The organism is Enterobacter cloacae complex sp. CARB60 (assembly GCF_036487345.1).
In the GTDB taxonomy this organism is placed as follows: Bacteria; Pseudomonadota; Gammaproteobacteria; order Enterobacterales; family Enterobacteriaceae; genus Enterobacter; species Enterobacter asburiae_D.
In genome coordinates this window covers 1,885,904-1,909,366 of record NZ_JAZKLC010000002.1, presented here as the reverse complement: position 1 = coordinate 1,909,366, position 23,463 = coordinate 1,885,904, and the positions used below count along the sequence as shown (strand labels likewise).

At 57.4% G+C, this 23,463-nt stretch carries 17 protein-coding genes; 8 read left to right on the top strand and 9 right to left on the bottom strand.

Annotation, left to right across the window (positions count from 1 at the left end):
* Positions 1–8 precede the first annotated feature (8 nt).
* From tssM to V4835_RS10070, 5 genes are read right to left on the bottom strand one after another with little or no spacing between them, the layout of a single operon-like run.
* Entirely contained in the window at positions 9–3,629 is a 3,621-nt protein-coding gene (gene tssM / locus V4835_RS10090; RefSeq protein ID WP_331412075.1) for a type VI secretion system membrane subunit TssM, read from the bottom strand.
* 2 nt (positions 3,630–3,631) lie between these two features.
* Positions 3,632–4,870: a DotU family type VI secretion system protein gene (locus V4835_RS10085; RefSeq protein ID WP_063143855.1), complete on the bottom strand. Its 1,239-nt coding sequence runs from the start codon at positions 4,868–4,870 to the stop codon at positions 3,632–3,634.
* 17 nt (positions 4,871–4,887) lie between these two features.
* Positions 4,888–6,231 (bottom strand): type VI secretion system baseplate subunit TssK, encoded by a 1,344-nt coding sequence (gene tssK / locus V4835_RS10080; protein WP_331412074.1) that lies wholly within the window; start codon positions 6,229–6,231, stop codon positions 4,888–4,890.
* Between the two features lie 28 nt (positions 6,232–6,259).
* Positions 6,260–6,763: a type VI secretion system lipoprotein TssJ gene (gene tssJ, locus V4835_RS10075; protein WP_047652274.1), complete on the bottom strand. Its 504-nt coding sequence runs from the start codon at positions 6,761–6,763 to the stop codon at positions 6,260–6,262.
* A 23-nt stretch (positions 6,764–6,786) separates the two neighbouring features.
* Positions 6,787–7,281: a hypothetical protein gene (locus tag V4835_RS10070; RefSeq protein WP_032641145.1), complete on the bottom strand. Its 495-nt coding sequence runs from the start codon at positions 7,279–7,281 to the stop codon at positions 6,787–6,789.
* A 1,001-nt stretch (positions 7,282–8,282) separates the two neighbouring features.
* Between V4835_RS10070 and V4835_RS10065 the strand changes: the two genes are divergently transcribed.
* Together V4835_RS10065 and V4835_RS10060 are read left to right on the top strand one after the other, a co-directional pair.
* Positions 8,283–10,571, top strand: a complete 2,289-nt coding sequence (locus V4835_RS10065; RefSeq protein WP_331412073.1) for an FdhF/YdeP family oxidoreductase — start codon at positions 8,283–8,285, stop codon at positions 10,569–10,571.
* A gap of 22 nt (positions 10,572–10,593) precedes the next feature.
* Complete coding sequence (locus V4835_RS10060; RefSeq protein ID WP_331412072.1) at positions 10,594–11,490, top strand: LysR family transcriptional regulator; 897 nt, start codon at positions 10,594–10,596, stop codon at positions 11,488–11,490.
* Here V4835_RS10060 and V4835_RS10055 read toward each other — a convergent pair.
* On the bottom strand, positions 11,469–12,227 hold the full coding sequence (locus V4835_RS10055) for a phosphate/phosphite/phosphonate ABC transporter substrate-binding protein (RefSeq protein WP_331412071.1): 759 nt from the start codon (positions 12,225–12,227) through the stop codon (positions 11,469–11,471). The genes V4835_RS10060 and V4835_RS10055 overlap by 22 nt on opposite strands.
* Positions 12,220–13,191, bottom strand: coding sequence for a fatty acid desaturase (locus V4835_RS10050; RefSeq protein ID WP_331412070.1), 972 nt, complete (start codon positions 13,189–13,191; stop codon positions 12,220–12,222). The genes V4835_RS10055 and V4835_RS10050 overlap by 8 nt, the downstream gene beginning before the upstream one ends.
* 149 nt (positions 13,192–13,340) lie before the next feature.
* Here V4835_RS10050 and V4835_RS10045 point away from each other — a divergent pair, with 149 nt between their 5' ends.
* The 4 genes from V4835_RS10045 (at position 13,341) to V4835_RS10030 (ending at position 17,098) form a co-directional block, all read left to right on the top strand.
* On the top strand, positions 13,341–14,321 hold the full coding sequence (locus V4835_RS10045) for a GlxA family transcriptional regulator (protein ID WP_331412069.1): 981 nt from the start codon (positions 13,341–13,343) through the stop codon (positions 14,319–14,321).
* 78 nt (positions 14,322–14,399) lie between these two features.
* Positions 14,400–15,410, top strand: a complete 1,011-nt coding sequence (gap, locus tag V4835_RS10040; RefSeq protein WP_331412068.1) for a type I glyceraldehyde-3-phosphate dehydrogenase — start codon at positions 14,400–14,402, stop codon at positions 15,408–15,410.
* Between the two features lie 281 nt (positions 15,411–15,691).
* Positions 15,692–16,396, top strand: a complete 705-nt coding sequence (locus V4835_RS10035) for a hypothetical protein (protein ID WP_331412067.1) — start codon at positions 15,692–15,694, stop codon at positions 16,394–16,396.
* Positions 16,397–16,618: 222 nt separating this feature from the next.
* Positions 16,619–17,098: an Hcp family type VI secretion system effector gene (locus tag V4835_RS10030; protein ID WP_331412066.1), complete on the top strand. Its 480-nt coding sequence runs from the start codon at positions 16,619–16,621 to the stop codon at positions 17,096–17,098.
* A 48-nt stretch (positions 17,099–17,146) separates the two neighbouring features.
* Here the strand turns inward: V4835_RS10030 and V4835_RS10025 are convergent, their stop codons facing one another.
* Entirely contained in the window at positions 17,147–18,334 is a 1,188-nt protein-coding gene (locus V4835_RS10025; RefSeq protein ID WP_331412065.1) for an MFS transporter, read from the bottom strand.
* Between the two features lie 115 nt (positions 18,335–18,449).
* Here V4835_RS10025 and V4835_RS10020 point away from each other — a divergent pair, with 115 nt between their 5' ends.
* Positions 18,450–19,406, top strand: a complete 957-nt coding sequence (locus V4835_RS10020) for an AraC family transcriptional regulator (protein WP_331412064.1) — start codon at positions 18,450–18,452, stop codon at positions 19,404–19,406.
* A 102-nt stretch (positions 19,407–19,508) separates the two neighbouring features.
* Entirely contained in the window at positions 19,509–21,194 is a 1,686-nt protein-coding gene (locus tag V4835_RS10015) for an alpha,alpha-trehalase (protein ID WP_331412063.1), read from the top strand.
* A gap of 64 nt (positions 21,195–21,258) precedes the next feature.
* Here V4835_RS10015 and V4835_RS10010 read toward each other — a convergent pair whose 3' ends face one another.
* Positions 21,259–23,361, bottom strand: a complete 2,103-nt coding sequence (locus tag V4835_RS10010; RefSeq protein ID WP_331412062.1) for a TonB-dependent siderophore receptor — start codon at positions 23,359–23,361, stop codon at positions 21,259–21,261.
* Positions 23,362–23,463: the final 102 nt, after the last annotated feature.

The window sequence follows — 23,463 nt, the reverse complement described above, 5'->3', positions numbered from 1 at the left end:
CCTTGCGGTTATGGGCATGAGAAACGGGGAAGCTGGAACGGGTTACGAATGCTGTTTGGCGCAAACTCCAGCGTGACCTGATGTCCGTCAACGTTGAAGGTGGCCTGACGGCTCAGGCTTCCCGCGCCCGGGCTGGTGCTCGCTTTATCGAAGAAGCGGTTGAGCGCCCAGGCGCCGTTGGTGACCAGCGTCGCCGTGCTGCCGTTAGCCAGCCCCAGCTGCATGCGTACCTGGTTGGTGCCGCCCGGCCCCGGCCAGTTCATGATCTGCACGGCCTGCGGACCGTGGCTGTAGCGCAGCAGCTGGCCGTCAACGTCCAGCGTCAGGTTCAGAATAGTGTTATCCATTCGCACGGTGCGAACCGTCACCTTGAAGGACGGCGTCGTTGCGCCGTTAGCAAAGAAGGCGTCGCGAATCGACTGGGCCTGCTGGAACGGTCTCAGCAGCCCTTCACTTCCCGGCAGCGTTTTACCGTCGATGCCCGGCATAAAGCGCCAGTTTGCCTGCGTGGTGTCCACTTTATTGGTCAGATTGTCGCGGAAGAAAGCGTCCATCAGCCCGGTTCCCGGCGCAAACATGCGCGCGAGATCGTCAGGGGTGACCTCGGTGCTGGCGCTGCGCACCAGCGGGTAGCGACCGGCAATCGCCTGACGGCAGAAACCGCCCACCTCAACGTTAATCCGCTTCCGCACGTTTTCGAGGTCACGGCGCTGGGTATCGCTGCTGGCGCCCACCGCCATATTGCTGAACATGGTTTGCAGACCGCCCGGCAGGCGACCGGCGCTGGCCTGCAGACGGCTGATCGCCTCGCCGCCCGGTGCAGGCATACCGCTGTTGGCGGCGTCCTGGACGGCGGTCAGGTAGCGATAGAGCTCGTCCACCTGCTTGAGAAAATCATCAAACACGATGGTCTTCCCGCCCTTCTCCAGCGGCTGCGCCAGCTCAATCATCGGCGCATAGTGGTCGGTCACCAGCTGCTCCGGTGCCTGGGTGACCACGGCGGCCTGGGTCGGCGCAGCGTCACTGTTGCTGAACAGCGCTTCAAGCGTGCGGGTGGCGCGGTTGCTCTGCGCCTGCGCTTTACCCGCATCGTCCGGCGCGGGCGCATTGCGCGACAGCGTCAGGACCTGGCTCAGGTTCTGCACCAGGCGGCGCAGCGGCGAGTTTGCGCCGGAGAGCAGGCGCGCGGTGTTGATGCGCTGGGAAAGATCGGCGCTGTTGTTGAGCTGAATGTCAGCGAGAAAGCGATCCCAGTTAGCGATAAAGTCGCGCATGTAGAGCTGGCGCACGGCGTTATCGATCTGCTGTTTATCCTCCTGCGCCGTGGCGGCCCCCAGCACCCAGGCGTCGTCCTCGTGCAGGGCGGTGGTGACGCTGTCAATCTGCCCGTTAAAGCTTTTCCAGTAGCCGTCCGGCGTATAGAGGCCCGGTACGCCTTCGCTCACCGGCTTGCCGCTTTTGCGTGAAAACACCAGCTCGCTCTGCGGTCCGCCCAGGTCGGAAAGGGAGACCGGCTTCAGGTTGTCATCATGCTCCAGCAGGCGCTTGAGACGGCCGTATACGCGCGTGGAGAGCGGCTGCTGGTTGATCATCGCTCTTTCGCGGGCAACCAGAGATTCATCCTGCGCGTACGGCGAGGCCTGAATTTTCGGTTCCAGCAGCTGCGTCAGGTGCCATTCAAGCTGCTGCAGCTGCGCCTTCGTGACGTTCTGCGGCAGATTTCGCTGCAGATTGAGCATCACCCACGAATGCAGGAATTTGCCGTCATAGTGCTTCGGCTGATACAGCATCTGATAGGCTTTCAGCGCTTCATAGCTGTATTCCACATCGCTGCCGTTGTCGTTGCGAAGCCAGGTGGTGATGTGCATGGCGACGGCAGGCAACAGCATCTGATCCAGCGCTTTCTGGTACAGAGACTGCGCGGCATCGCTGACGTCATCCCCGCGATAGAGCCCCATACGGCGGGATACCGGCGGATCGTTGACATCAAACGCGTCGCTTTTCGGCAGGTCGACCAGACCATTCAGCAGCGGCAGCAGATCGAACAGGTCACGCTGCGGCTGATTCTGTAACGCCTTGCTCTGCTGGTCCAGCAGCGGCACCTTCGCATCCACCTCTGCCAGATAGGTTTTGTTTTTGGCATAGCTGGTCAGCCACAGACCGCCGAGGATCGCCAGCAGGGCCAGCAGCGCCGCGTAGCCGGACCAGATCACCGCCCGGTTGCGCAGCTCCCACCAGCGGTTTTCGCCCGCGATCCCGGCTTCCTGGAAGATGACGTTTTGCAGCAGGTTCTTAATGAAGAAACTCTGACCTTTAGCACCCGGAATAGGCGCTTCTTTGCTGACCGAATCCCAGTTATCCGCCTCGCCCCCTTCCGGCAGCGACAGCGCGCGGTTCAGTTCGCCCATCACGCGGTCGAACGGCATGCCTTCCTGAGTCCCGCTGGCGAAGTAGATCCCGCGCGGAGAGAACTCGGTTTCGAAGTTGGAGCGGGCGAAGACCGTGCTCAGGTAGTCCGCCAGCAGCGGACGCAGCGCGGCGAACTCCTGCGGGAAGAGATACGCTTCCGCGCGGGTTTTCGCGTCATGCTCTTTCAGCATGGTTTCCGGCAGCCCGGCATCGAGGCGCTGCTGTAGCAGAGAAAACTCCTGCTGGAAGTTGCCCATCAGGTCGTAATCGGCGTGTTTGGTTTGCTCCCACGGCAGCGTAAAGCCCCAGATCTGGTCGCGCTGCGCTTTGTCGTAGTCGGCAAACCAGGCGCGGAAGCCTTTAAGCAGGTCGGCCTTGGTCACCATCACGTACACCGGGAAGCGGATACCCAGCTGTTCATGCAGCTCGGACAGACGCTGACGCAGGTTCACCGCCTGCTGGCGGGACGCCTCGGCGGACTGGGTGAGCAGGTCAGATATGCTGATGGTGATGATGACGCCGTTGATCGGCTGGCGGCGGCGATACTTACGCAGTAACCCCATGAACTCCAGCCATTCGCCAGCGTCCTGCACCTGCTCGCTCTCCTGGGTGGTATAGCGGCCCGCCGTGTCCAGCAGCACCGCCTCGTTGGTGAACCACCAGTCGCAGTTACGCGTGCCGCCAATGCCCCGCAGCGCGGTCTTACCGAAACGATCGGCCAGCGGGAACTGCAGCCCGGAATTGACCAGCGCCGTGGTTTTACCGGAGCCCGGTGCGCCGATAATGACGTACCACGGCAGCTGATAGAGATATTGCGTGCTGAAGCGCTGCGTCCACTGGGCGCTCTGGCCCGCTTTGCTGAAGTGCGCTTTTTTCAGCATCTGCGCGGCTTCATCAAAACGGCTGGCGAGGATCTGCTCCTCGCTGTTCAGCCGCTTCTGCGGATCCGCGGCTTCCGGGCTGGCGGTATTCTCCTTGAGCTTGTCCATCAGCTTGCGGTTCAGCCAGGCATTGTACAGGCGCGGCAGAATGTGGCCCTGTGCCCAGAGCAGATAGACCACGGCAATGCTGATAATACGGTTCTGTTCAGACTCAAGCGGTCGGGTGTCCACGATGGACAACAGGGGACCAATCATCCAGATCACCGCCGCAAGCGCCGTTACGCCGAGGAAGCTCCACAGAATGCGGTTGGTCAAAATGGAAAGAAGTGTAGTCAGCATCCTTAGTTTCCTTGCGGCAATCCGTTCAGCTCAGCCTGAGTGTTTTCAGGCGACACCAGCAGAGTAATTTCCACACGGCGGTTACGGGCGCGATTTTCAGGCGTCGTGTTCGGCGCCACCGGGTTAATCTCGCCCCGCCCTTCCGCCTTCACGCGGCCAGGCTGAGAGAGGCTTCCCTGCAGCATTTTCTGCACCGAGCGGGCGCGTTCCAGAGAAAGTTCATAGTTAGAGGCAAAGCGCGCGCTGCGGATCGGCACGTTGTCGCTGTAGCCCACCACCAGAATTTTGCCGCTGACGTTATTCATCGCCTGCGCAATGCGGTTGATGACCGGCTCATAGCGGTCACGCACGACGGTAGAGGCAGAGGCAAACAGCCCGTCGCCTTTGAGGATAACGACGCTGCGATCCGCTTCGTCTTTCACCGCGACCAGGCCAGCCTCGATTTCAGGCTTCAGGAAGCCGCGCAGGTTCAGCACCGCCGGTAGCTGACGGGCCGGCTGCTGAATAGTGGTTTCCGGCAGCTGGGACTGGTAAATCTTCGCCAGCACCGGGCTGGTGTTATCGCCAAGCCGCCAGTTAAGCACGATATAAAACAGGCAGGCGATAAACCCGGCCAGCGCCACGCAGGCCCACAGGGGAACCATCGGCCGCCAGAGCTTGCGCAGCACCGGACGATCTTCCGGATGGGGAGAAAGCGGCGCCGGATAGCTGCCGCGCACGCCGCGGATCATCTGCCACAGCCGCTGCTTGATGGTTTCAAGCTGGGTGCGGCCATTGTCCAGCACCCGATAGCGTCCTTCGAAGCCCAGCAGCAGGCAGTAGTTGATCATCTCCAGCAGCAGAATATGCTCGCGCGGGTTCTGCGACAGGCGCGCCAGCAGCTGGAAGAACTTCTCGCCGCCCCAGGTTTCGTTATGGAACGTCACCAGCAGACCGTTGCTTGACCAGACGCCGCTGCTGCCCCAGGGGGTGAGCGCGGCGGCCTCATCGAGCGCCGTACACAGGCAGTAACGTGCCCCGACGATCACTTCATAAGGCAGCCCCGCCTGCTGGCAGCGGACTTCGAAACGGCGAATCTCGTCGATCAGACGCTGGCGTAACGCCACCTGATCGTCATGGGAGACCGAGTGACGGATCTGCGGAATCGCGTTGAGCAGCGGATTGGCGGCCGCCACCAGCTGATTGTTGCTACTGGCTCCGGTAAACGCGGCATCACTGCCGGTATCCTGTCGTTCCTGCATATTAAGCGCTCGCTTTATTATTCTGTCGGGCTACGGATGGCCCAAAACTCCATATCCAGCCCCGGGAATTCCCCTGCAAGATGCAGGGCGAATGCACCGGACTTATCCATCTCGTGCCACAGCTCGCTGCCCTTCTCCAGTTCAAAGTAGCTGTAGCCGGCATGCCACGGGATCTGCGGCGGCGCGACCGGCATGGCGCGCAGCATAATGCCCGGCAGCTGAAGCTGAACCAGATCGCGGATTTTCGAGACCGGCGCGACCTTCATCTGCGCCGGGAAATGGGTTTGCAGGTGTTCGCCTGGCACATTGGCTTTTACCGCCAGCACGAAGCCGAACTCACGCACCATGCTGGTTTCAGGCACCGTGGCGATGTTCAGGCCGTGAGAGCGTTCGTTAAGCGGCAGCTGAATCGCGTGGTCTTCCATCACCAGCGACAGCCCCTGACGCAGCATCAGCATCAGCTTGCTGAAGCAGTTTGCCAGATCGTCATGATCGTAAATCGGCAGCACGCTTTCGGCGGTACGCTGGGACGTCCAGGTGGCGAGCTCGGTCGCAAACGGCAGCCAGCTGCGCCAGAGCGTTTCCGGATGCAGCAGCGGCAGGGTTTTTAAATGAGAAACCTCGCCCAGATGACGGTTAACCAGCGACAGCAGCGTGAACTCAATCAGTTCGGAGGTATTAAAGCGGCCGGGCTGGCGCAAACGGCCGCCAATCTGCTGGCTGCGCTGCACCAGCAGACCGTGCAGATCGTTGATCATGCTGTAGATCTGCGGGCTGTTGTTGGCGTTGAGCATCGGCGGGATGTAGCTGTTGTCGAGCCGCACGTGGTTGTCGTTACGTTTCTCCGTCACAAACGCCACGCCGATGGCGATCCATTCTGCCGTGAGGTCTTTTTCCAGCATCAGGGTCAGGCGCAGACGGCCAAACTGGACGGTGGCATCCCCCACCGACATGGCGTTGTCGTCTTCCACCTCTTGCTCGAAAGCGATGAAGCGCGCCAGCGAAGCTGGCTCTTCGCTAAAAATCACCTCTTCTCTCTCGCCACGACGGACCGGCAGCGCGAGCACCACCTTTTCGTTGGTGAGATTGTCAGGAATTTTCAGCGGTGCAGGACCGTTGCGCCCGTTACGCACCTGGAAAAAGGTGCCGTCCGGCAGCAAGCCGCTGCAGTAGCTCAGGGCAATGCATCCCTGACGAAGCATCGCTTCATCCAGTTCAACGTCAAGAAAGCCCCAGAGATATGACCGCTGTAGCGCGCCCCATTCACGAACATGGTTGAGCAGATAACTTTCAGTCCGCTGAAAATGGTGTGGACGCAGGAACATGCCTTCGGTCCAGACGACCTTTTCTGCTTTCGTCATGATGATGTGTTTCCTGTTTTGAAGCGCGTTACTGGCTGATGACCCGAATGCCGTTTACGTCGAGAAAAACGTTGGCCTGAAGTTCATCCGCGGACCATTTCCAGAACTGGTAGATATGATTTTCGCCAGGCACGGGCAAAGGGAGTGAAACGCGCCATTTTTTGCCATCCAGCACCTGATACTCCGCCATCACGCCGATGTAGCGGGCCTCCGGAGAGCTTTGCCCGCTGAGGGTTTTGGACAGCTGTCCCGGCATCAGGAAGAACACGTCGCTGTTCAGCAGATTCGCGCCAAGCGTGGCTGACGCGTTGTTCTGCAGAGAGTAGAAGTCGCTGGACATGAAATCCGCATCGGATTTCAGCAACAGCACCCGGACCTTAAGCGGCGCAGATTCATTGATTTGTGGATGAGCCTGAAACTGCAGATTGTAGCGGGAGGGGTCGCTGTGTGAAGACGACGTACAACCACTGACCAGGGCGAAAATCACCGCGTAAAAGAATAACCACAGCTTATGAAAATTTTTATTATTCATAAAAATGCGCTCATGAAAGCCGTTTAGTTCAGGATCCAGGTACCGTTAGCGCTGTCTTTGCAGGCTTTGCTGTTGCCATCGACATCGACACAGGTCGCTTTTTTACGCGCCTTCGGACGAATGGCCTGTTTACGCACGGCGGCGTCGTACTGGTCGGCCTTGATCACGGCGCGCATCGGGACGTAACCAATCAGCTGCTCGTTACCTTCATCGGCAAGCGCCATCCAGTAGTGTTCAACCTGCCCCAGCACCACGTACGTTTTTCCGGTCTCGAGATTGCGGATAACTTTGCCGCCGAAGTCAGGACGGCTCATCAGGGAGGCCGGATACATGGCACGATACGGCTCGTTGACCGGCGTGAACTCCGCCGGCGGCGTAACGGCGTGACGGTGGGTTAAGGTTACGCCGTTGACCTGGCTGGTCTCGATCGTATCGTCGTTGATTACAGGTTTCTGCGGCGCTTTACAGCCCGCCACCGCCATTACAAACAGAAGTGAAAACAGTACGCGCATTTTCATATGCTTTTCCGTAGCGATATTTCGATGATGAAGATAAGGGAGTGAAGTTTGACTTAAGTGCTATTGTTAAAATAGCCAGGATATTTTCGGGGCGTTACTATTTTAAGGGCATAGCTACCGCACGAGCCCTTCAGAATAAGGCCCAGCGTCTTCCTGACATATTTTGACAAACGGTAAACAAGTTTACATGAGCTTTGCATCAATTCAATATTTACCGTTACGTAACTGTTGGTAAATGAAGCAGTCGGAAGATTATAGGATTAATCTGATGAAAAAACCCGACGCAGCCTAACCCCTCATATTTCCTCCCCCAAACATGACATAACCTATTGTTTTAAAATTAATAAATACAAAAGAGAACGACTTTCATTAACGCAATATCGCTATTATCGCCACTACCATAATTAGTAGAATTCGCGTATTGGTGATGTCAGAAGAATATATCAACGATGAATTATTTGTTGCACTAACAGGGTATCTTTAATATTCGTCGTAATTCACCGCCAAAATGGGAATATTTCACTTATGCAGCATGACGTTAATTTTACGCCTCAAAATAACTTTATATTTCAGGCTGTGATAATTGCCCACTCAGACATAAATTATATCCATTAATCATTAAGCCAGAGTAAACATTCCTGTCGTCACAACATCTCCAAAATGCGCCAGACGGCCAGCCTGGCGCGAATATTGCCTTTGTTAGCGACCGAGAGCTTCATTCGAAGTTTAACCGGTACTACATCCTCCTGGGCTCGCCGCCATCTATCCCACCTACCGTGTGATAGATAAGATTTATTATTAAAATGATAAAATTTCGTTATAATTTCTTTAAATATTTATGCGGCATAGCTTTTAAATCACTGTAATAAATAGAATTTAAGATAAGGTATTTTGACGCACCGTATGCGCACAGACACCCGGCCGTCATTGCTTTCGCTTATTGTCTTCTTCAGTGTTTCATTGGCTCAGTCGCCGTAAGACCGAACGAACCAGGAGTTGGTATGAACAATAAAAGACGCTCAGTGCCCGGTATCAGACACTATGATGGTCCTGCCGGCGGCTGGGGCGCGTTAAAAGCGACGGCCATCGCGGTACGTACCCAGATGGATACCCTTGATGCCCCCGCGACGCTGCTGCGCACCAACCAGCCTGACGGTTTTGACTGCCCGGGCTGCGCGTGGCCCGATAAAGAACACAAATCGACGTTCCAGTTCTGCGAGAACGGCGCCAAAGCGGTGACCTGGGAAGCAACCAGCAAACGTGTGACTCCCGCATTTCTGGCGGAAAACAGCGTCTCCTCGCTGCTGGCAAAATCGGACTTCGAACTGGAAGGCTACGGTCGACTCACGCATCCCCTACGCTATGACCGGGCAAGCGATACCTTCCGGCCCGTCGACTGGGACGAGGCGTTTGAACGCATCGGCGAAGTATTGCGCGGGCTCGAACCGGACCAGGTCGAGTTCTATACCTCCGGACGCGCCTCCAACGAAGCGGCGTATCTGTTCCAGCTGTTCGCTCGCGAATACGGCACCAATAACTTCCCCGACTGCTCGAATATGTGTCACGAGGCCACCAGCGTCGGTTTGCCGCGCTCGATTGGCATCGGGAAAGGCACCGTCTCGCTGGACGACTTCGACAAGACCGAGCTGGTGATCTCCATCGGCCACAACCCCGGCACCAACCATCCGCGAATGATGGGTACCCTCCACGAGCTGGCCCGTCGCAACGTGCCGATTATCGTCTTTAACCCGCTGCGCGAGCGCGCCCTCGAACGTTTTGCGGACCCGCAAAGCGTGATTGAAATGGCGACCTACGGCTCAACGGATATCGCCTCGACCTATTTCCAGGTGAAGGCCGGAGGCGATGCCGCCGCGCTGAAGGGCATTGCCAAACACCTTCTCGACATGGAGGCCGAACGCGGTGACGTGCTCGACCATGCATTTATTGCCGAACACACCCAGGGCATAGAGGACTTCGCCGCCGATATCGCGCAAACCCGCTGGGACGAGATCGAGCGCGAGTCGGGCCTGAACCGGGCGGCGCTCAAGAAGGTGGCCGACGCCTATGCGAAATCAAATGCCACCATCATTACCTACGGGATGGGCATTACCCAGCACAATAAAGGCACGGCGAACGTCCGCCTGATCGCTGACCTGCTGCTGCTGCGCGGGAATATCGGCAAGCCCGGCGCGGGTATCTGCCCCCTGCGCGGCCATTCAAACGTTCAGGGGAACCGTACCGTCGGGATTAGCGAGAAGCCTACCCCGGCCTTCCTGAACCGTCTGAAGGACGTTTTCGGCTTTGAGCCGCCGTCTCACCACGGACACGATGCGGTGCAGGCCACGCAGGCGATGATCGACGGCCGCGCGAAAGCGCTCATCTGCCTCGGCGGTAATTTTGCCGTCGCGATGCCCGATCACGAGCGGGGCTTTCCGGCGATGGGTAACCTGGATTTGAGCGTGCACGTCGGCACCAAGCTCAACCGCACCCATCTGCTGGTGGGCAAAGAGACTTTTATCTTTCCGTGTCTCGGCCGTACCGAACTGGATATTCAGGCCACCGGTCGTCAGTCCATCACCGTCGAAGACTCCATGTCGATGGTGCATGCCTCATCCGGCAAGCTGAAACCCGCCTCACCGCTGCTCCGGTCAGAACCCGCTATCGTCGCGGGCATGGCGAAAGCCACCCTGCAGGCCACCCGCGTGGTATGGCTAACGCTGGTTGAGGATTACGACCGGATCCGCGATCTGATCGAGCAGACCATTCCGGGCTTTGAGAACTACAACGCGCGGATCCGCGTTCCCGGCGGCTTCCGTATGCCGCTGCCGCCGACGCAGCGCATCTGGCCAACGGCGACGGGAAAAGCGATGTTCTCGGTGTTCGACGGCGTTCACGAGAACGCCAGCGGTGAAGGCGAGCACGTTCTGCGCCTGATCACGCTGCGCAGCCACGACCAGTACAACACCACCATTTACGCCCTGGACGACCGCTACCGCGGCGTATTTGGCCGCCGCGACGTGCTGTTTATGAACGAAGACGATATGGCGCAGTCAGGACTGGAACACGGCGACCGCGTGGATATCGAGACCGCCCTCCCCGGCAGCGTTCAGCGTCTGAAAGACATTACCGTGGTAGCGTACAGCATCGCGCCGGGCACCGTCGGCGCCTATTACCCGGAGGCCAACGTGCTGGTGCCGCTTGATTATCTGGATAAGGACAGCGGTACGCCGTCGTATAAATCCGTTCCGGTTCGCATCACCCTGCGCTCAAAAGAGATCCGCATGCTGTAAGGCTGCTCGCGCAGAGAATATGATGGATATTAAACAGTTAAAATATTTAATCGCACTCGACGAGACCCGGCACTTTGGTAAAGCGGCCTCGCAGTGCAACGTCACCCAGCCGACCCTCTCCATGCGCATCCGCGGCCTGGAAGAGGAGCTGGGGCTGGTGCTGATTGTGCGCGGACAGCGCTTTGAAGGGTTTACGCCGGAGGGTGAACGCATCCTCGCGTGGGCCCGCGCCCTGCTGGCCGCGCACGACGGGCTACAGGCGGAAGCCGCGCTGTGCAAAGGCCAGGTGGTGGGCGAATTACGTCTGGGGATGGTGCCGCTGGCGAGCGTGGATCCGATGATTTTTATTCGTCAACTGACGCAAAAATACCCGGAGCTGACCTATAGCCTCTATTCCATGTCCTCAGCGCAAATTGCCGACGGCGTCAGCCGCAACCAGCTTGAGCTGGGAATTTGCTACCTCAACAGCATCGACACCAGCCTGTTTGACATTATTCAGCTGCCAACAACGAAGATGGGCCTGCTGCACGACGTCCGCCATTTCCAGCTCGGCCAGGCAACGCTGACCTGGCACGAACTGACGGATTTTCCGCTGGGGTTCCTGACCAAAGGGATGCACTACCGGGCGCATATGGAGGCCAGCTTTAAATCGTCCGGCATCGAACCGACGTCCGTTTTCGAGAGCGACTCGACGTTCCAGATCATTCAGGCGGTTCAGAGCGGCGTGTGCTGCGCCGTCATGCCGCTGAACAACGGGCTGGAGGCACTGAACAGCAACTTCAGGATTGTCCCCATCGCCGATGCGAACATTGAGGCGCCTGTCGGCCTGATTATGCGCAGGCAGAAGCCCGTCTCCTCGCTGGCGCTGCGCTGTTTTACCGACGCGCGGGAGATTTATCACGCGGACAATGAGGCGTAGGCCTCGCGCGTCACCACGCTAAAACCGCCGATCAGCACCGCGTCGCAAATCTCCCGATGTTCCGGTGAACTGACCAGCGCGTGGAGCGCATCGCGTATGGCGTTAAGCGTTTCAGGTGAGGTGTTATGCGAGGTAATCAGCGGCAGTCCCGGCGTCAGCGGGGTACGGTCAATGACCGCCAGCCCCGCAAGCCGTTCCGGCTCATGGCGCTGCAGCAGTGCCCAGGTCACGCAGTCGATGGCCGCGATATCCCCTGCTCCGCGCTTCACATCAATTAGCGACTGGCGATGGCTGCCGCTAAAGGACGTTTGCGCGAAAAACGGACCGCCGCTCAGCAGGGGAGCCACTTTTTTTCGCAGCGCATTGTAGCCGGACTGCGAGTCCGGGGAATTACAGACCGCACGACGTCCGCGAAAATCCGCCAGCGTCAGGTGCCGATCCTCCTCGCGCACCGCCAGAAAGCTGCGGTACTGGATCCCTTCGCAGCCCGGTGCCGCGTAGTGAAAACAGCCGACCACCTGCACGTCCGGGAGCTGCGTGACCAGCGGATAACCGCAGGTCTGGCTGAGGATAAGCGCAGGCTGTTGCCAGTGGGTCAGCAGATCGGACTCCGGCCAGCCGGGGTCACGATCGACGGACACACCGCGCGCAGCCAGCAGCCTCTTTACCGCCAGCCAGAGCGCGCGGGTGTCGGCGCGATCCACCGCGTACATGGGAAACGCCAGCAGGTTACTCATACCCTTCCCCCTGTTGTTTTCCGGGATGAACGGTGACGTCGACGGGCCTGGCCCAGAACTGACGCAGCCATTCACCATAGCCTCTGACGAGAAAACCGTGGTTTCGCTGCTGGTACGCCTCCCGATTTTGCTGGTAGATCGCCTTCAGCCCGTACCAGGGAACGCCCGGCAGATCGTGATGGACTGAATGGTAGTTCAGATTCAAAAACAGCACCCGCCAGAACAGCCCGGCCTCGTTAATAACGGAGCGCGCAAGGGGATCGTCCGCCGCGCGATGTTCGAGAAACGATCGGATCTTGGTCAGCGCCAGCGCCGGATAGCTGACCGCCAGCACGAACCAGACGGGTGAAAAACCGGTATGCGTCATCCAGGCGAAGAGCGCCACCAGCAGCAAAACGTGGACCAGCCACATCGTCATTGCCCGCAGCTGAAGGTGACGAAACGCCGCCGCGGCGCTGCCCAGCGTCTGAAGGATATCCAGCAGCGGTGCCAGCATCAGCCGCCCGGTAAAGGTATTCCGGGCGCGGATCGCGCGTTTCTGCCACGGCGAAAAGCGCGCCCAGCTCTCGTCGGTGAAATAGTACGACTCCGGGTCATCCACCGGATGGGTCAGGCTATGGTGGCGATGATGGGCAAGATGGGAGTCCCGGTACAGGCCATACGGATACCAGACCGCCAGCGGGAGCGTGCCAAACAGCTGGTTAAGCCAGGCAAAACGCGTGGGGTGTCCGTGGATCAGCTCATGCTGCAGGGACATATACCAGGCGGTAAACCCGATCAGCAGCAGCGTGGCGGGCAGCAGGCCGAGCGTTTGCCAGAAAGTCAGCGTGGCAAACCAGCCGGCATAAATAGTGACGATCAACAGCCACGTGGGCAGTTCGCTTCGCCATAAAAAACCCGATGCAAGGTGGCGGATTTGTTCGCGTTGTTGCGGATGTAAATAGAGGGAGCTTCGTTGACTCATTCCTTCAGACGCCGTTTCGCCAGTGACAGTGCCCTGACGATCGGGGATAACGCCTGAAATAACAAAGAACTTAAATCGCTTTGCTTTGCCAGAAACGTGGGGCGCACGCGCCGCTTGACTTATTCCGTGATAAAGGTACTTTTCAGGACATGAAGAAGATCCTGATTATCGTTCCCGACGGCGGCATGCTGTTTGAAGCCGCCGGTATCGCCGACATTCTGATGCAGGCCAACCGGCTGCACCCGGAAGGGCTTTCCCACCCCCGCTACCGGATTATCATCGCCACCACGCAGCCTCACCAGGTGATCCACGGCCAGTCCGGCCTGAATCTGCTGGCGGACTATCGTCTGCCGGAGCTGGATCCGCGTGAACCGCTGGATACCATTATCATTACCGGACGCGGCATGAACGAGCAGGAGAGCACGGCGGTGGTGGACTGGCTTCACCTCGCTGCGCCGCATGCCCGCCGGGTCGCCTCTATCTGCGGCGGTGCGATGCTGCTGGCCCAGACCGGCTTGCTGGACGGTCGGCGCGCGACCACCCACTGGCGGCTGCTGGAGACGATGCAAACCCAGTATCCGGCTATCCACGTCGAAGGCGGTCCGCTGTATATTCAGGATGGCCCCATCTGGACCTCCGGCGGCGTGAGCTCCGGGTTCGATCTGACCCTGGCGCTGGTGGAAGACGACTACGGATTTACCCTCGCCCGCGACGTGGCGCAGGACATGGTGATGTATCTGCGCCGTCCCGGCGGCCAGCTGCAGTTCAGCCGTTACAGCCTGCAGCAGCCTGGCACATCGGGCCCGATAAGCGAACTGCAAGCCTGGATCCTGCAGAACCTCACCGCCGACCTGTGCGTGGAAAACCTGGCCGAGAAAGCGGCGATGAGCCCGCGTAACTTCACCCGCGTGTTTACCCGCGACGCGGGCGTCTCTCCGGCCCGCTTCGTGACCGAGGCGCGTCTGGCCGCCGCTCGCCAGCTGCTTGAGCAGACCAGCGATTCCCTTGAGCGCATTGCCGGGCAAAGCGGGTTTGGCACCAGCCTTAATTTGCGCCGCGTGTTTGAGAAACAGCTTCACCTCACGCCCGGCGAGTACCGCCAGCGATTCCACTGCCGCAAGATGGCGTAATCTGATCCTTTTTTGTCGTTTACGCCAATCGGCCCGACGCCTACAGTGACTCCAGACACCAGAGATAAGGAGTGCACCATGGTTAAGGTCGGTATTAACGGTTTCGGCCGTATCGGACGTAATTTCCTGCGCGCGGCGCTGGGTAACCCGGATCTGCAGATTGTGGCCATTAACGATCTGACGGACAGTAAAACCCTCGCCCACCTGCTGAAGCATGATTCCCTTCTGGGCAAGCTGCCCGCACCCGTTGAAGCGGCAGACGGCGCGCTGCAGGTAGACGGGCAGCGGATCGCCGTATTTAGCGAACGCGATCCGGCGAATATCCCGTGGCGTGATGTCGGCGCTGACGTGGTGATTGAGGCCACCGGCTTCTTTACCGAGCGGGAAAAAGCGGCGGTGCATATTACCCACGGCGGCGCTAAGCGCGTCATCATTTCCGCTCCCGGGAAGAACGATGACCTGACGATTGTGATGGGGGTTAATCATGAGCAGTACGATCCCGCCCGACACGCTGTGGTGAGTAACGGGAGTTGCACTACCAACGGTCTGGCACCGGCCGCTCAGGTGCTGCATCAGCAGTTCGGGATTGAGCATGGCCTGATGAATACCACCCATGCCTACACCAACAGCCAGGCGCTGCACGACCAGCCGGAGAAAGATCTGCGCGGCGCACGCGCGGCGGCGCTGTCGATTGTGCCTTACTCCAGCGGCGCGGCGAAAGCGCTGGGGAAAGTGATCCCCTCCCTTGACGACAAACTGACCGGGTACTCCCTGCGCGTGCCGGTGCCGGTGGTGTCGATTGTGGATTTGACGGTAACGCTGAGCCGGAACGTGACCGCCGACGAGGTAAATAACGCGTTCCGCAATGCTGCCGCCAGCGGGCCCCTGAAAGGCATTCTGGGCTATAGCGATGAACCGCTGGTCTCCAGCGATTACCAGGGCGACCCACGCTCCTCAATTATCGACGGGCTTTCCACGCTGGTAATTGGCGGGAACATGGTGAAGATCCTGGCGTGGTATGACAACGAGTGGGGCTTCTCTAACCGCCTGGTAGATTTGGCGGTACTGATGGATAAGAAAGGGCTGTAAGCCTTACCTTGATGCCGGGTGGCGCTTGCGCTTACCCGGCCTACAAATTATGTCATCATTCAGTAATATCCCCCCACTCCTCGCAGAATATATAATTCAAAATAATCTTACGTTTATTCAACACTTTCCAATTCATCGTATCAATTATAAAAAAGCACCGATTAACTTAGATAATAGGTTAGTGGTTATTCTTTATTTCACTTATAAAAATGCGAGTGAGATCACTGTCCTTAGACGATAACGTAGACCATGATAAACCCTGTACACAACAGGGACTTATTATGTATTACAGTAAGGAAATTATAGAAAGAATTGGATCCGATAAAGATCTTGCAGTAAGGCTCGATCGCGCCGTCGCGGGGGTAAAGGATGGTGTCATAGAATATTTAAACAATCTTGGTGATGCTACCACTCGCCTGCTTTATTATACCTCTTGCTTTACAGACAATTATCAAGATGTCTGTAAACGTTTGGGCTCGGAAGATTTAAGGTTCTTAGCAGGAGTCGCCGAACTTGTTAAGCATAGAGATGTAATTTTTAGAATGGTAAGGATTTATATTGAAACGATGCTTCAGAACAAATCCAGTAGTCAAAGAAAAACCATTCTCCAAAAATTAATACCATTTACAACAAACTATTCATTAAAGCAAGCATCTAAGAATGGCTTAATTTATGCCGTCACGTCATACATCTGTTATGGTAATAACATGAACGTGGCCGTACAAAGTGCATTTATGAAAAAGGTTGGTTGGAGCACCGGAGGTGTAATTACCGTATTAAACCTGTACGCTATAGTTCAACACGCGGCAGACAGCGCAAATACGCTTAAAAAATTCCAACCGTTATTTTACCATGCGCTGTATGTTGAAAAGTTAGAAATGATGTATTTCCTTATTGAACCAGTGATAATGAAAGCTGGGTATCTTAACTTAAACACAGCATCCGATGGTGAAATTGCTGATGCGCTAAATAGATTGATGCGATAATGTGGCAATCTATAAAAATATTTTTGATGCAATTTTTAAAAAGTTTTTTACAAGACATTATGGATGATTTTTTTTGGTATGGCACTGGAATATTCGCTGTCATTCTTGGTGCTGTCGTAGTGAGTTTTATAGAAAACGAAAAAATTGCACTACGAGTCGTTGGGTTTATTGTATTAGTTGTGTACTTCATTGCATTTCGTTACAAAAATAAAGGATGAATAAATGTCTACTCCAGCACATATATGGTTTACTGACGAAAATAATTCTCCCGTTTTAGGCGAGTGTTTAATGCCTACAAGATTGGGCTCTACCGAACTCAAATCGTTTAATCACTCCGTCTGGATCCCCACCAGTTCCAACACGGGAAAACTGACAGGAACGCGCCTTCATGTTCCTATTACCTTTGAAAAAGAAATAGACCGCATCACACCCTATTTATTTCGTGCTGTATGTACAGGCAAAACATTCAAATCTGCATTAATCAAAATGTATAAAATTGATGACGCCGGTATTGAGCGCGAATACTTCAATATCACTCTGGAAAACGTAAAGATAACGAGGATCTCGCCAGTATTGCACCCGCTCGGTATCGCAAGTGCGCATATGGAAGAAGTCGAACTTCGCTATGAATCGATTGAATGGAAATATTGTGACGGGAACATCATGTTTAAAGACACATGGAATGAAAGAGCGGTAGCATAGAACAATGGACATCCGTTAAGTCCCTCTCCCAACGGAGAGGGAAAGCACTCATTCCGCCTTAACCTTCACACCCATAAACACGATCACCATCGCCATCACCAGCAGGAAACCGCTTCCCGCGAATACGCCGCTGGCGCCGTTGAGGTCAAATACCGCCCCGCCCCCGGCCGCACCGGCGCTGATTGCCAGCTGAATTGATGCCACCAGCAGCCCTCCTGCACTTTCGGCTTCATCCGGAACGGTGGTAGCAAGCCAGGTTGACCAGCCCACCGGAACCAGACCAAAGGCAAAGCCCCACAGCGCGACCAGGAACCCGTCCAGCATAGCCAGATGACCAAACGCCACCATCGTGAGCGCGAGAACGCCCATCGCGAACGGCACCAGCGCCAGCGTCAGGCGCAGATTGCGCGCCAGCAGATGCCCGGCAACGGAGGTACCGACAAAGTTGGCCAGCCCAAAGCCCAGCAGGATCAGCGAAATGGTCTCAACGCTTGCCTGACCCACCGTTTCCAGGAACGGACGCAGGTAGGTAAAGAAGGCGAAATGGCCGCTGAAGATCAGGATGGTCGCCAGCATGCCGCCGATCATCCCCGGACGACGCAGGACGCGGAACAGCGTACTCAGGCTGCCGCTGCTCTCCGGCTTCATGGACGGCAGTACCCAGAGCTGCCACAGCAGCGCCAGCATGCTCGGCAGGATGCAGAGAACAAAGACGTTGCGCCAGCCGATCAGGCTGCCCAGATAGCTGCCGAGCGGCGCCGCGACCACCGTGGCAATCGATACGCTGGAGAAGATCACCGCCAGCGCCTTCGGCACTTTATCCGCCGGAACCAGACGCATCGTCGTCGCCGTCGACATCGCCCAGAATCCCCCGATAGCTACCCCCAGCAGCAGACGCCCCATCAGCAACACGTGCAGAGTCGGCGCAAAAGCTACCAGCAGGCTGGAGATAATTTGCAGGACCGAGAAAAACATCAGCACCCAGCGGCGGTCGATGCTTTTGGTCGCAGGGGTAATCAGCAGTCCGGTCACCAGCGCCACCAGCGCGGTGGCGGTGACGGCCTGTCCGGCCATTCCCTCACTCACGCCCAGGCTCGCGGCCATCGGCGTTAACAAACTGGCGGGAAGAAATTCTGCCGTAATTAACCCAAATACCCCCAGCCCCAGTGAATAGACGGCCCGCCAGGCGGGTTTTGCAGGCGTTACCGCCTCGCTCGCCGCGACACATGAATTCATCTGTTTTTCTCCCGTTATAGAAATGTGACAACTGTCGCAAAAGCATAGAAGGTTCACCCTGGACGATCTATGACATATAATCTCCACTTATTGATTATTCGTCCGGAGTTGCGCCATGACCGCACAGTCACCCGATTTGATCAGCGAACTTTTACGCGGCATGCGCCTGTCAGGAGTGAAATACCGGCGGATTGAAGCCAGCTCGCCGTTTGGCGTCGCATTCAACCACGCACCCGGTAAAGCGCAGTTTCATTTCGTGAGCCACGGCAGCGCCCTGCTGCGAATGGAGAGCGGTGCAGCCTTTCAGCTGAGCAGCGGTGACGCCCTGTTTATTCCAGGCGGCAATTCCCATGCCCTGCTCTCCGACGAGCAGGCCACCATTACCCCCGTCAGCGCCTTTCCCAGCGAACCGATTTGCAGCTCGGTCTGCGCCATCACCTGCGAGCCCTGTCCGGAAAGCGAGAACACCATCATCTTTAGCGGGTGCATGGATTTTGAGCTGGGCGGGATGCAGCCGCTAATTAAGGCGATGCCGGAAGTGATGATGGTCAGCCGGCTGATGTCCACCTGGCCGGAGATCCACCCGCTGCTGGCGGCGATGGAGCGGGAATCCGTGGCGCGTCAGGCCGGGTACGCCGGGATCCTTGCGCGCCTGGCCGACGTGGTAGCGGCGTTAATCGTGCGCGGCTGGGTTGAAGGCGGCTGTGGTAAAGCTACCGGCTGGGTGCAGGTTCTGCGCGACCCGCGCCTGAGCCGGGCCATTTACGCCATGCACCAGCAGCCCGGCCTGAACTGGAGCGTGGCGGATCTGGCAAAAGAAGCGGGCACGTCCCGTTCCGTGTTCGCCGAACGGTTTCTGGCCGCGACGGGAACGACCCCGGCAAAATATCTCAGCGAGCTGAGGATGCGGCTGGCCATCCAGTACATTCGCCACGAAAATCAGCCGATTGAAACCGTCGCGCTGCGGCTGGGATACGGCTCTCTGGCGGCATTTAGCCGGGCATTTAAGCGCATTATTGGACATGCGCCGGGCACGCTGCGGGAAGCCAGCCAGACGCCGGAAGAGGTCTGAATGGCCAGCAATATTTAACGCGAAGCGGGCAATATTCGTCTAAGGTTTTCAGGTGATTGACAACAGCGGTCACGCTGTTTAGTGAAGACAGGAGACGAACTGATGATAAGACCTCGTACACTACGCCCCGCGTTCTTGCCCCTTGCGTTAGGAGGCGCGCTGCTCGGCGTAACGACTTTCGGTTATGCCGACGATAGCCCCGCAGCCCAGACAACCTCACCCGATATTTTGCTGGGCCCGCTGTTTAATGATGTGCAAAGCGCCAAACTGTTTCCCGATCAGAAAACCTTCGCTGATGCCGTCCCCAAAAGCGACCCGCTGATGATTCTGGCGGACTATCGGATGCAGCACACGCAGTCCAGCTTTGACTTACGCCACTTTGTCGAGATGAACTTTACGCTCCCTGCGGAAGGGGAAAAATATGTTCCGCCTGCTGGACAAAGTTTACGTGAGCACATTGACGATCTCTGGCCCGTACTGACGCGCACCACGGATAAAGCCAGCAACAAATGGGATTCCCTGCTGCCGTTACCCAAACCTTACGTTGTGCCCGGCGGACGTTTCCGCGAGGTCTACTACTGGGACAGCTATTTCACCATGCTGGGCCTGGCAGAGAGCAACCACTGGGACAAAATCAGCGACATGGTGGATAACTTTGCCTATGAGATTGACACCTTCGGCCACATTCCCAACGGCAACCGCAGCTATTACCTGAGCCGATCCCAGCCGCCGTTCTTCTCGCTGATGGTGGAACTGCTGGCAACGCACGATAGCGATGCGCTGAAGAAGTATCGTCCGCAGATGGAGAAAGAGTATGCCTACTGGATGGACGGCGTCGACGCCCTTCAGCCGGGGCAGGCTAACAAGCGCGTGGTGAAGCTGGATGACGGCGCTGTCCTCAACCGCTACTGGGACGACCGCGATACCCCGCGCCCGGAGTCCTGGCTTGACGATGTGAATACCGCAAAAAGTAACCCTAACCGACCTGCGACCGAGATCTACCGCGATCTGCGCTCCGCTGCGGCTTCAGGCTGGGACTTTAGCTCCCGCTGGATGGACGACCCGCAAAAGCTCGGCACCATCCGGACCACCAGCATTGTCCCCGTGGACCTGAACGCCCTGATGTTCAAGATGGAAAAACTGCTGGCGCGGGCAGGCCAGGAGAGTGGCGACGCCGCCAGCGCAAGCAAATACGAGGCGCTGGCTACGGCGCGTCAGAAAGCCATCGAGAGCCACCTGTGGAATGATAAAGAGGGCTGGTACGCGGATTACGATCTGAAGAGCAAGAAGGTTCGCAATCAGCTCACGGCGGCAGCCCTGTTCCCGCTTTACGTGAAGGCGGCGGCGCAGGAGCGGGCCGATAAAGTCGCCGCGGCAACCTCATCGCGCCTGTTGAAACCGGGCGGTATTGCGACCACCACCGTCAATAGCGGTCAGCAGTGGGATGCGCCAAACGGCTGGGCCCCGCTGCAATGGGTGGCCGCGGAAGGTCTGCAGAATTACGGGCAAGAGAAGGTCTCGATGGATGTGACCTGGCGCTTCCTGAAGAACGTTCAGCATACTTACGATAGGGAAAAGAAACTGGTCGAGAAATATGACGTGTCGACAACCGGTACGGGCGGCGGCGGCGGAGAGTATCCGCTGCAGGACGGCTTCGGCTGGAGCAACGGCGTGACGCTGAAAATGCTCGATCGGGTCTGCCCGAAAGCAAAACCGTGCGACAGCGTGCCGGAGAACCAGCCTGCGGCGAATGATGAGGCTGCGCCGGTAAAAGCTGCGGCGCAGTAAAGGAGTATTGCCGGGTGGCGGCTTCGCCTTACCCGGCCTACATTTTGAACTCACAGGGAGTTACTTAGAAACTGTAACTCGCCCCTAGCTGATACGTCCTGTCACGCCCAATCCAGCAGTTGGTCGCGTCGTAGCAGGTCAGCGTCTCTTTATTGGTGATGTTCTGCGCGCTGGCCTTAAGCGTTAGCCCCGCCAGCGAGGGCAGGATTTCGCCCATCCGGTAGGAAGCCGCCAGATCGTACTGCGTCGTGCCCCCCAGTTTACCCGTATCGTTTGCCGGAGAGATTTCCATCGGCCCGGTGTAGCGTGCGCCCGCTCCCAGCATCAGCCCTTTCAGCGGCGTGTTGTCAAAGGTGTAATCCCCCCAGAGGTTGAAGGCATTCTCCGGGACCTGCGTTGGACGTTTACCTTTGTACTTGTCATCTTCCCGGTTGATCGCGTGGGTGTACGCATAGTTGGCAATCAGCGTCAGGTTGTCCGTCGGGCGGCTGATGGCGGACAGTTCGGCCCCTTTAGATTCCACTTCCCCGGTCTGACGATAGTTCAGGAAGCCCGGATCGGAGGTGACGACATTTTTCTGACGAATGTTAAACACCGAGGCGGTAAAGGTGGTGGCGTAGTCGGCCAGCAGATATTTCACCCCGCCTTCCACCTGCTTGCTGGTGGTCGGCTTAACGTCTTTCGCCACGAGCGTTCCCTGCGGTGACACCGGTGCAAAACCTTCTGAGTAGCTGATAAATGGCGAAATCCCGTTATCGAAGGCGTAAAGCGCGCCCAGGCGTTTGGTGACGCGATCCTGCGATACCCAGGCTTTATCACCGTTTTGCAGGTAGTTGGTGGTGACGGAGCGGTAATCGTCGTAGCGCAGGCTGCCCAGCAGGTTGAGGCCGCCAAACTCGACCTGATCCTGTAAGTAATAGCCGTTCTGCTGATAGCTGAGGCGGTTTTTCTGGGCGGTATAAAGCCCAAGAGCGCTATCGTCGATCTGCGAATAGTCAGGATGGCGCATATCAATGCCCGGCGTGGCCGACGCGTAGCGATAGTGGAAGTGGGAGTTCAGCTTCTGATAGTCAAACCCGGCCAGCAGATGGTGTTTCCAGTCGCCCAGCGCAACGGTTTTGGTCACCTGGTTGTCGATGTTGAAGCTCTTAAGGTCTTCATCGGTGGTGTAAGCAAAGCGGTTGAGCTGATACACCTCGCTTCCCGCCCCTGTAGCGTAGACGCTGCGCTGGTGGGTATCGACGTCGAAATAGCGCGCCTTCTGATTAAAGCCCCAGCCGCTGTCAAATTCATGTTCAAAGCTGTAGCCCAGCATCCACTGACGCTGCTTAAACCCGCTCCATTCGTCTCCGGCATAATCGCGCTTGCCCGCGTATTTTGAGCGCAGGTAAGCGAGCGGCAGCGGGTTAGACGGCGTCAGGCTCGGGGTGTTTTGCGCCAGCGCGTCCAGGGTGAGGCGCGTTTTGCTGTCCGGTTGCCAGGTGACGGACGGCGCAACCAGGTAGTTCTCATACCGGGTGGTGTGCGGCTGATCGTCGTTTTCCGTGGCTTTGCCCAGCAGACGGTAGTTCCAGTCGCTGTCGGCAATCTGCCCGGTTGAATCGAGATAGCCCTCTTTCAGATTACGGTTTCCGGTGTTAACGCCGATCTCCGTTCGGGCTTCCCGCTGCGGTTTTTTACTTTGAATATTCACCAGCCCGCCCGGCGAACCGCCGCCGTAAAGCACCGATGAGGGGCCTTTCAGGATATCAACGCTGTCAATCAGCAGCGGATCGATTCGCGCTTTGGTATTGCCGGTGACGTTATAGGGCAGCTGCAGCCCGTTGTAGAACTCCTGGTCGACGGTAAAGCCACGAATTTTATATTCGCTCATGTAGGAGGTATTCCCCCGCACCTCGGTTGAGACGCCTGGGGCATAGCGCAGGATTTCATTCACCGAATTCGCGTGACGCTTTTCAATTTCCGGCGCAGAGAGGGTCGTGATGACCTGCGGCGTTTTACTTTCGGCAACGGCCGATTTCGTGGCGCTGTTCGTCCAGGCCGGCAGCGCGCTGCCCTGCTCTGAGCCCGTGACGACGATGGTGGATTCTTCGGCGAGCGCCGGGACCTGCAATACCAGCGTAACGGCGCCTGCCAGGGCGCAAAGCGTAAAGCGTGAGCTATTCATAATGTCGTCTTATTATTGGATGCAATACGGAACGACAATTATTATCATTTAGATTAACAAATCAATACTCAGACAAAAAAACGGCCCTCCGCAGAGAGCCGT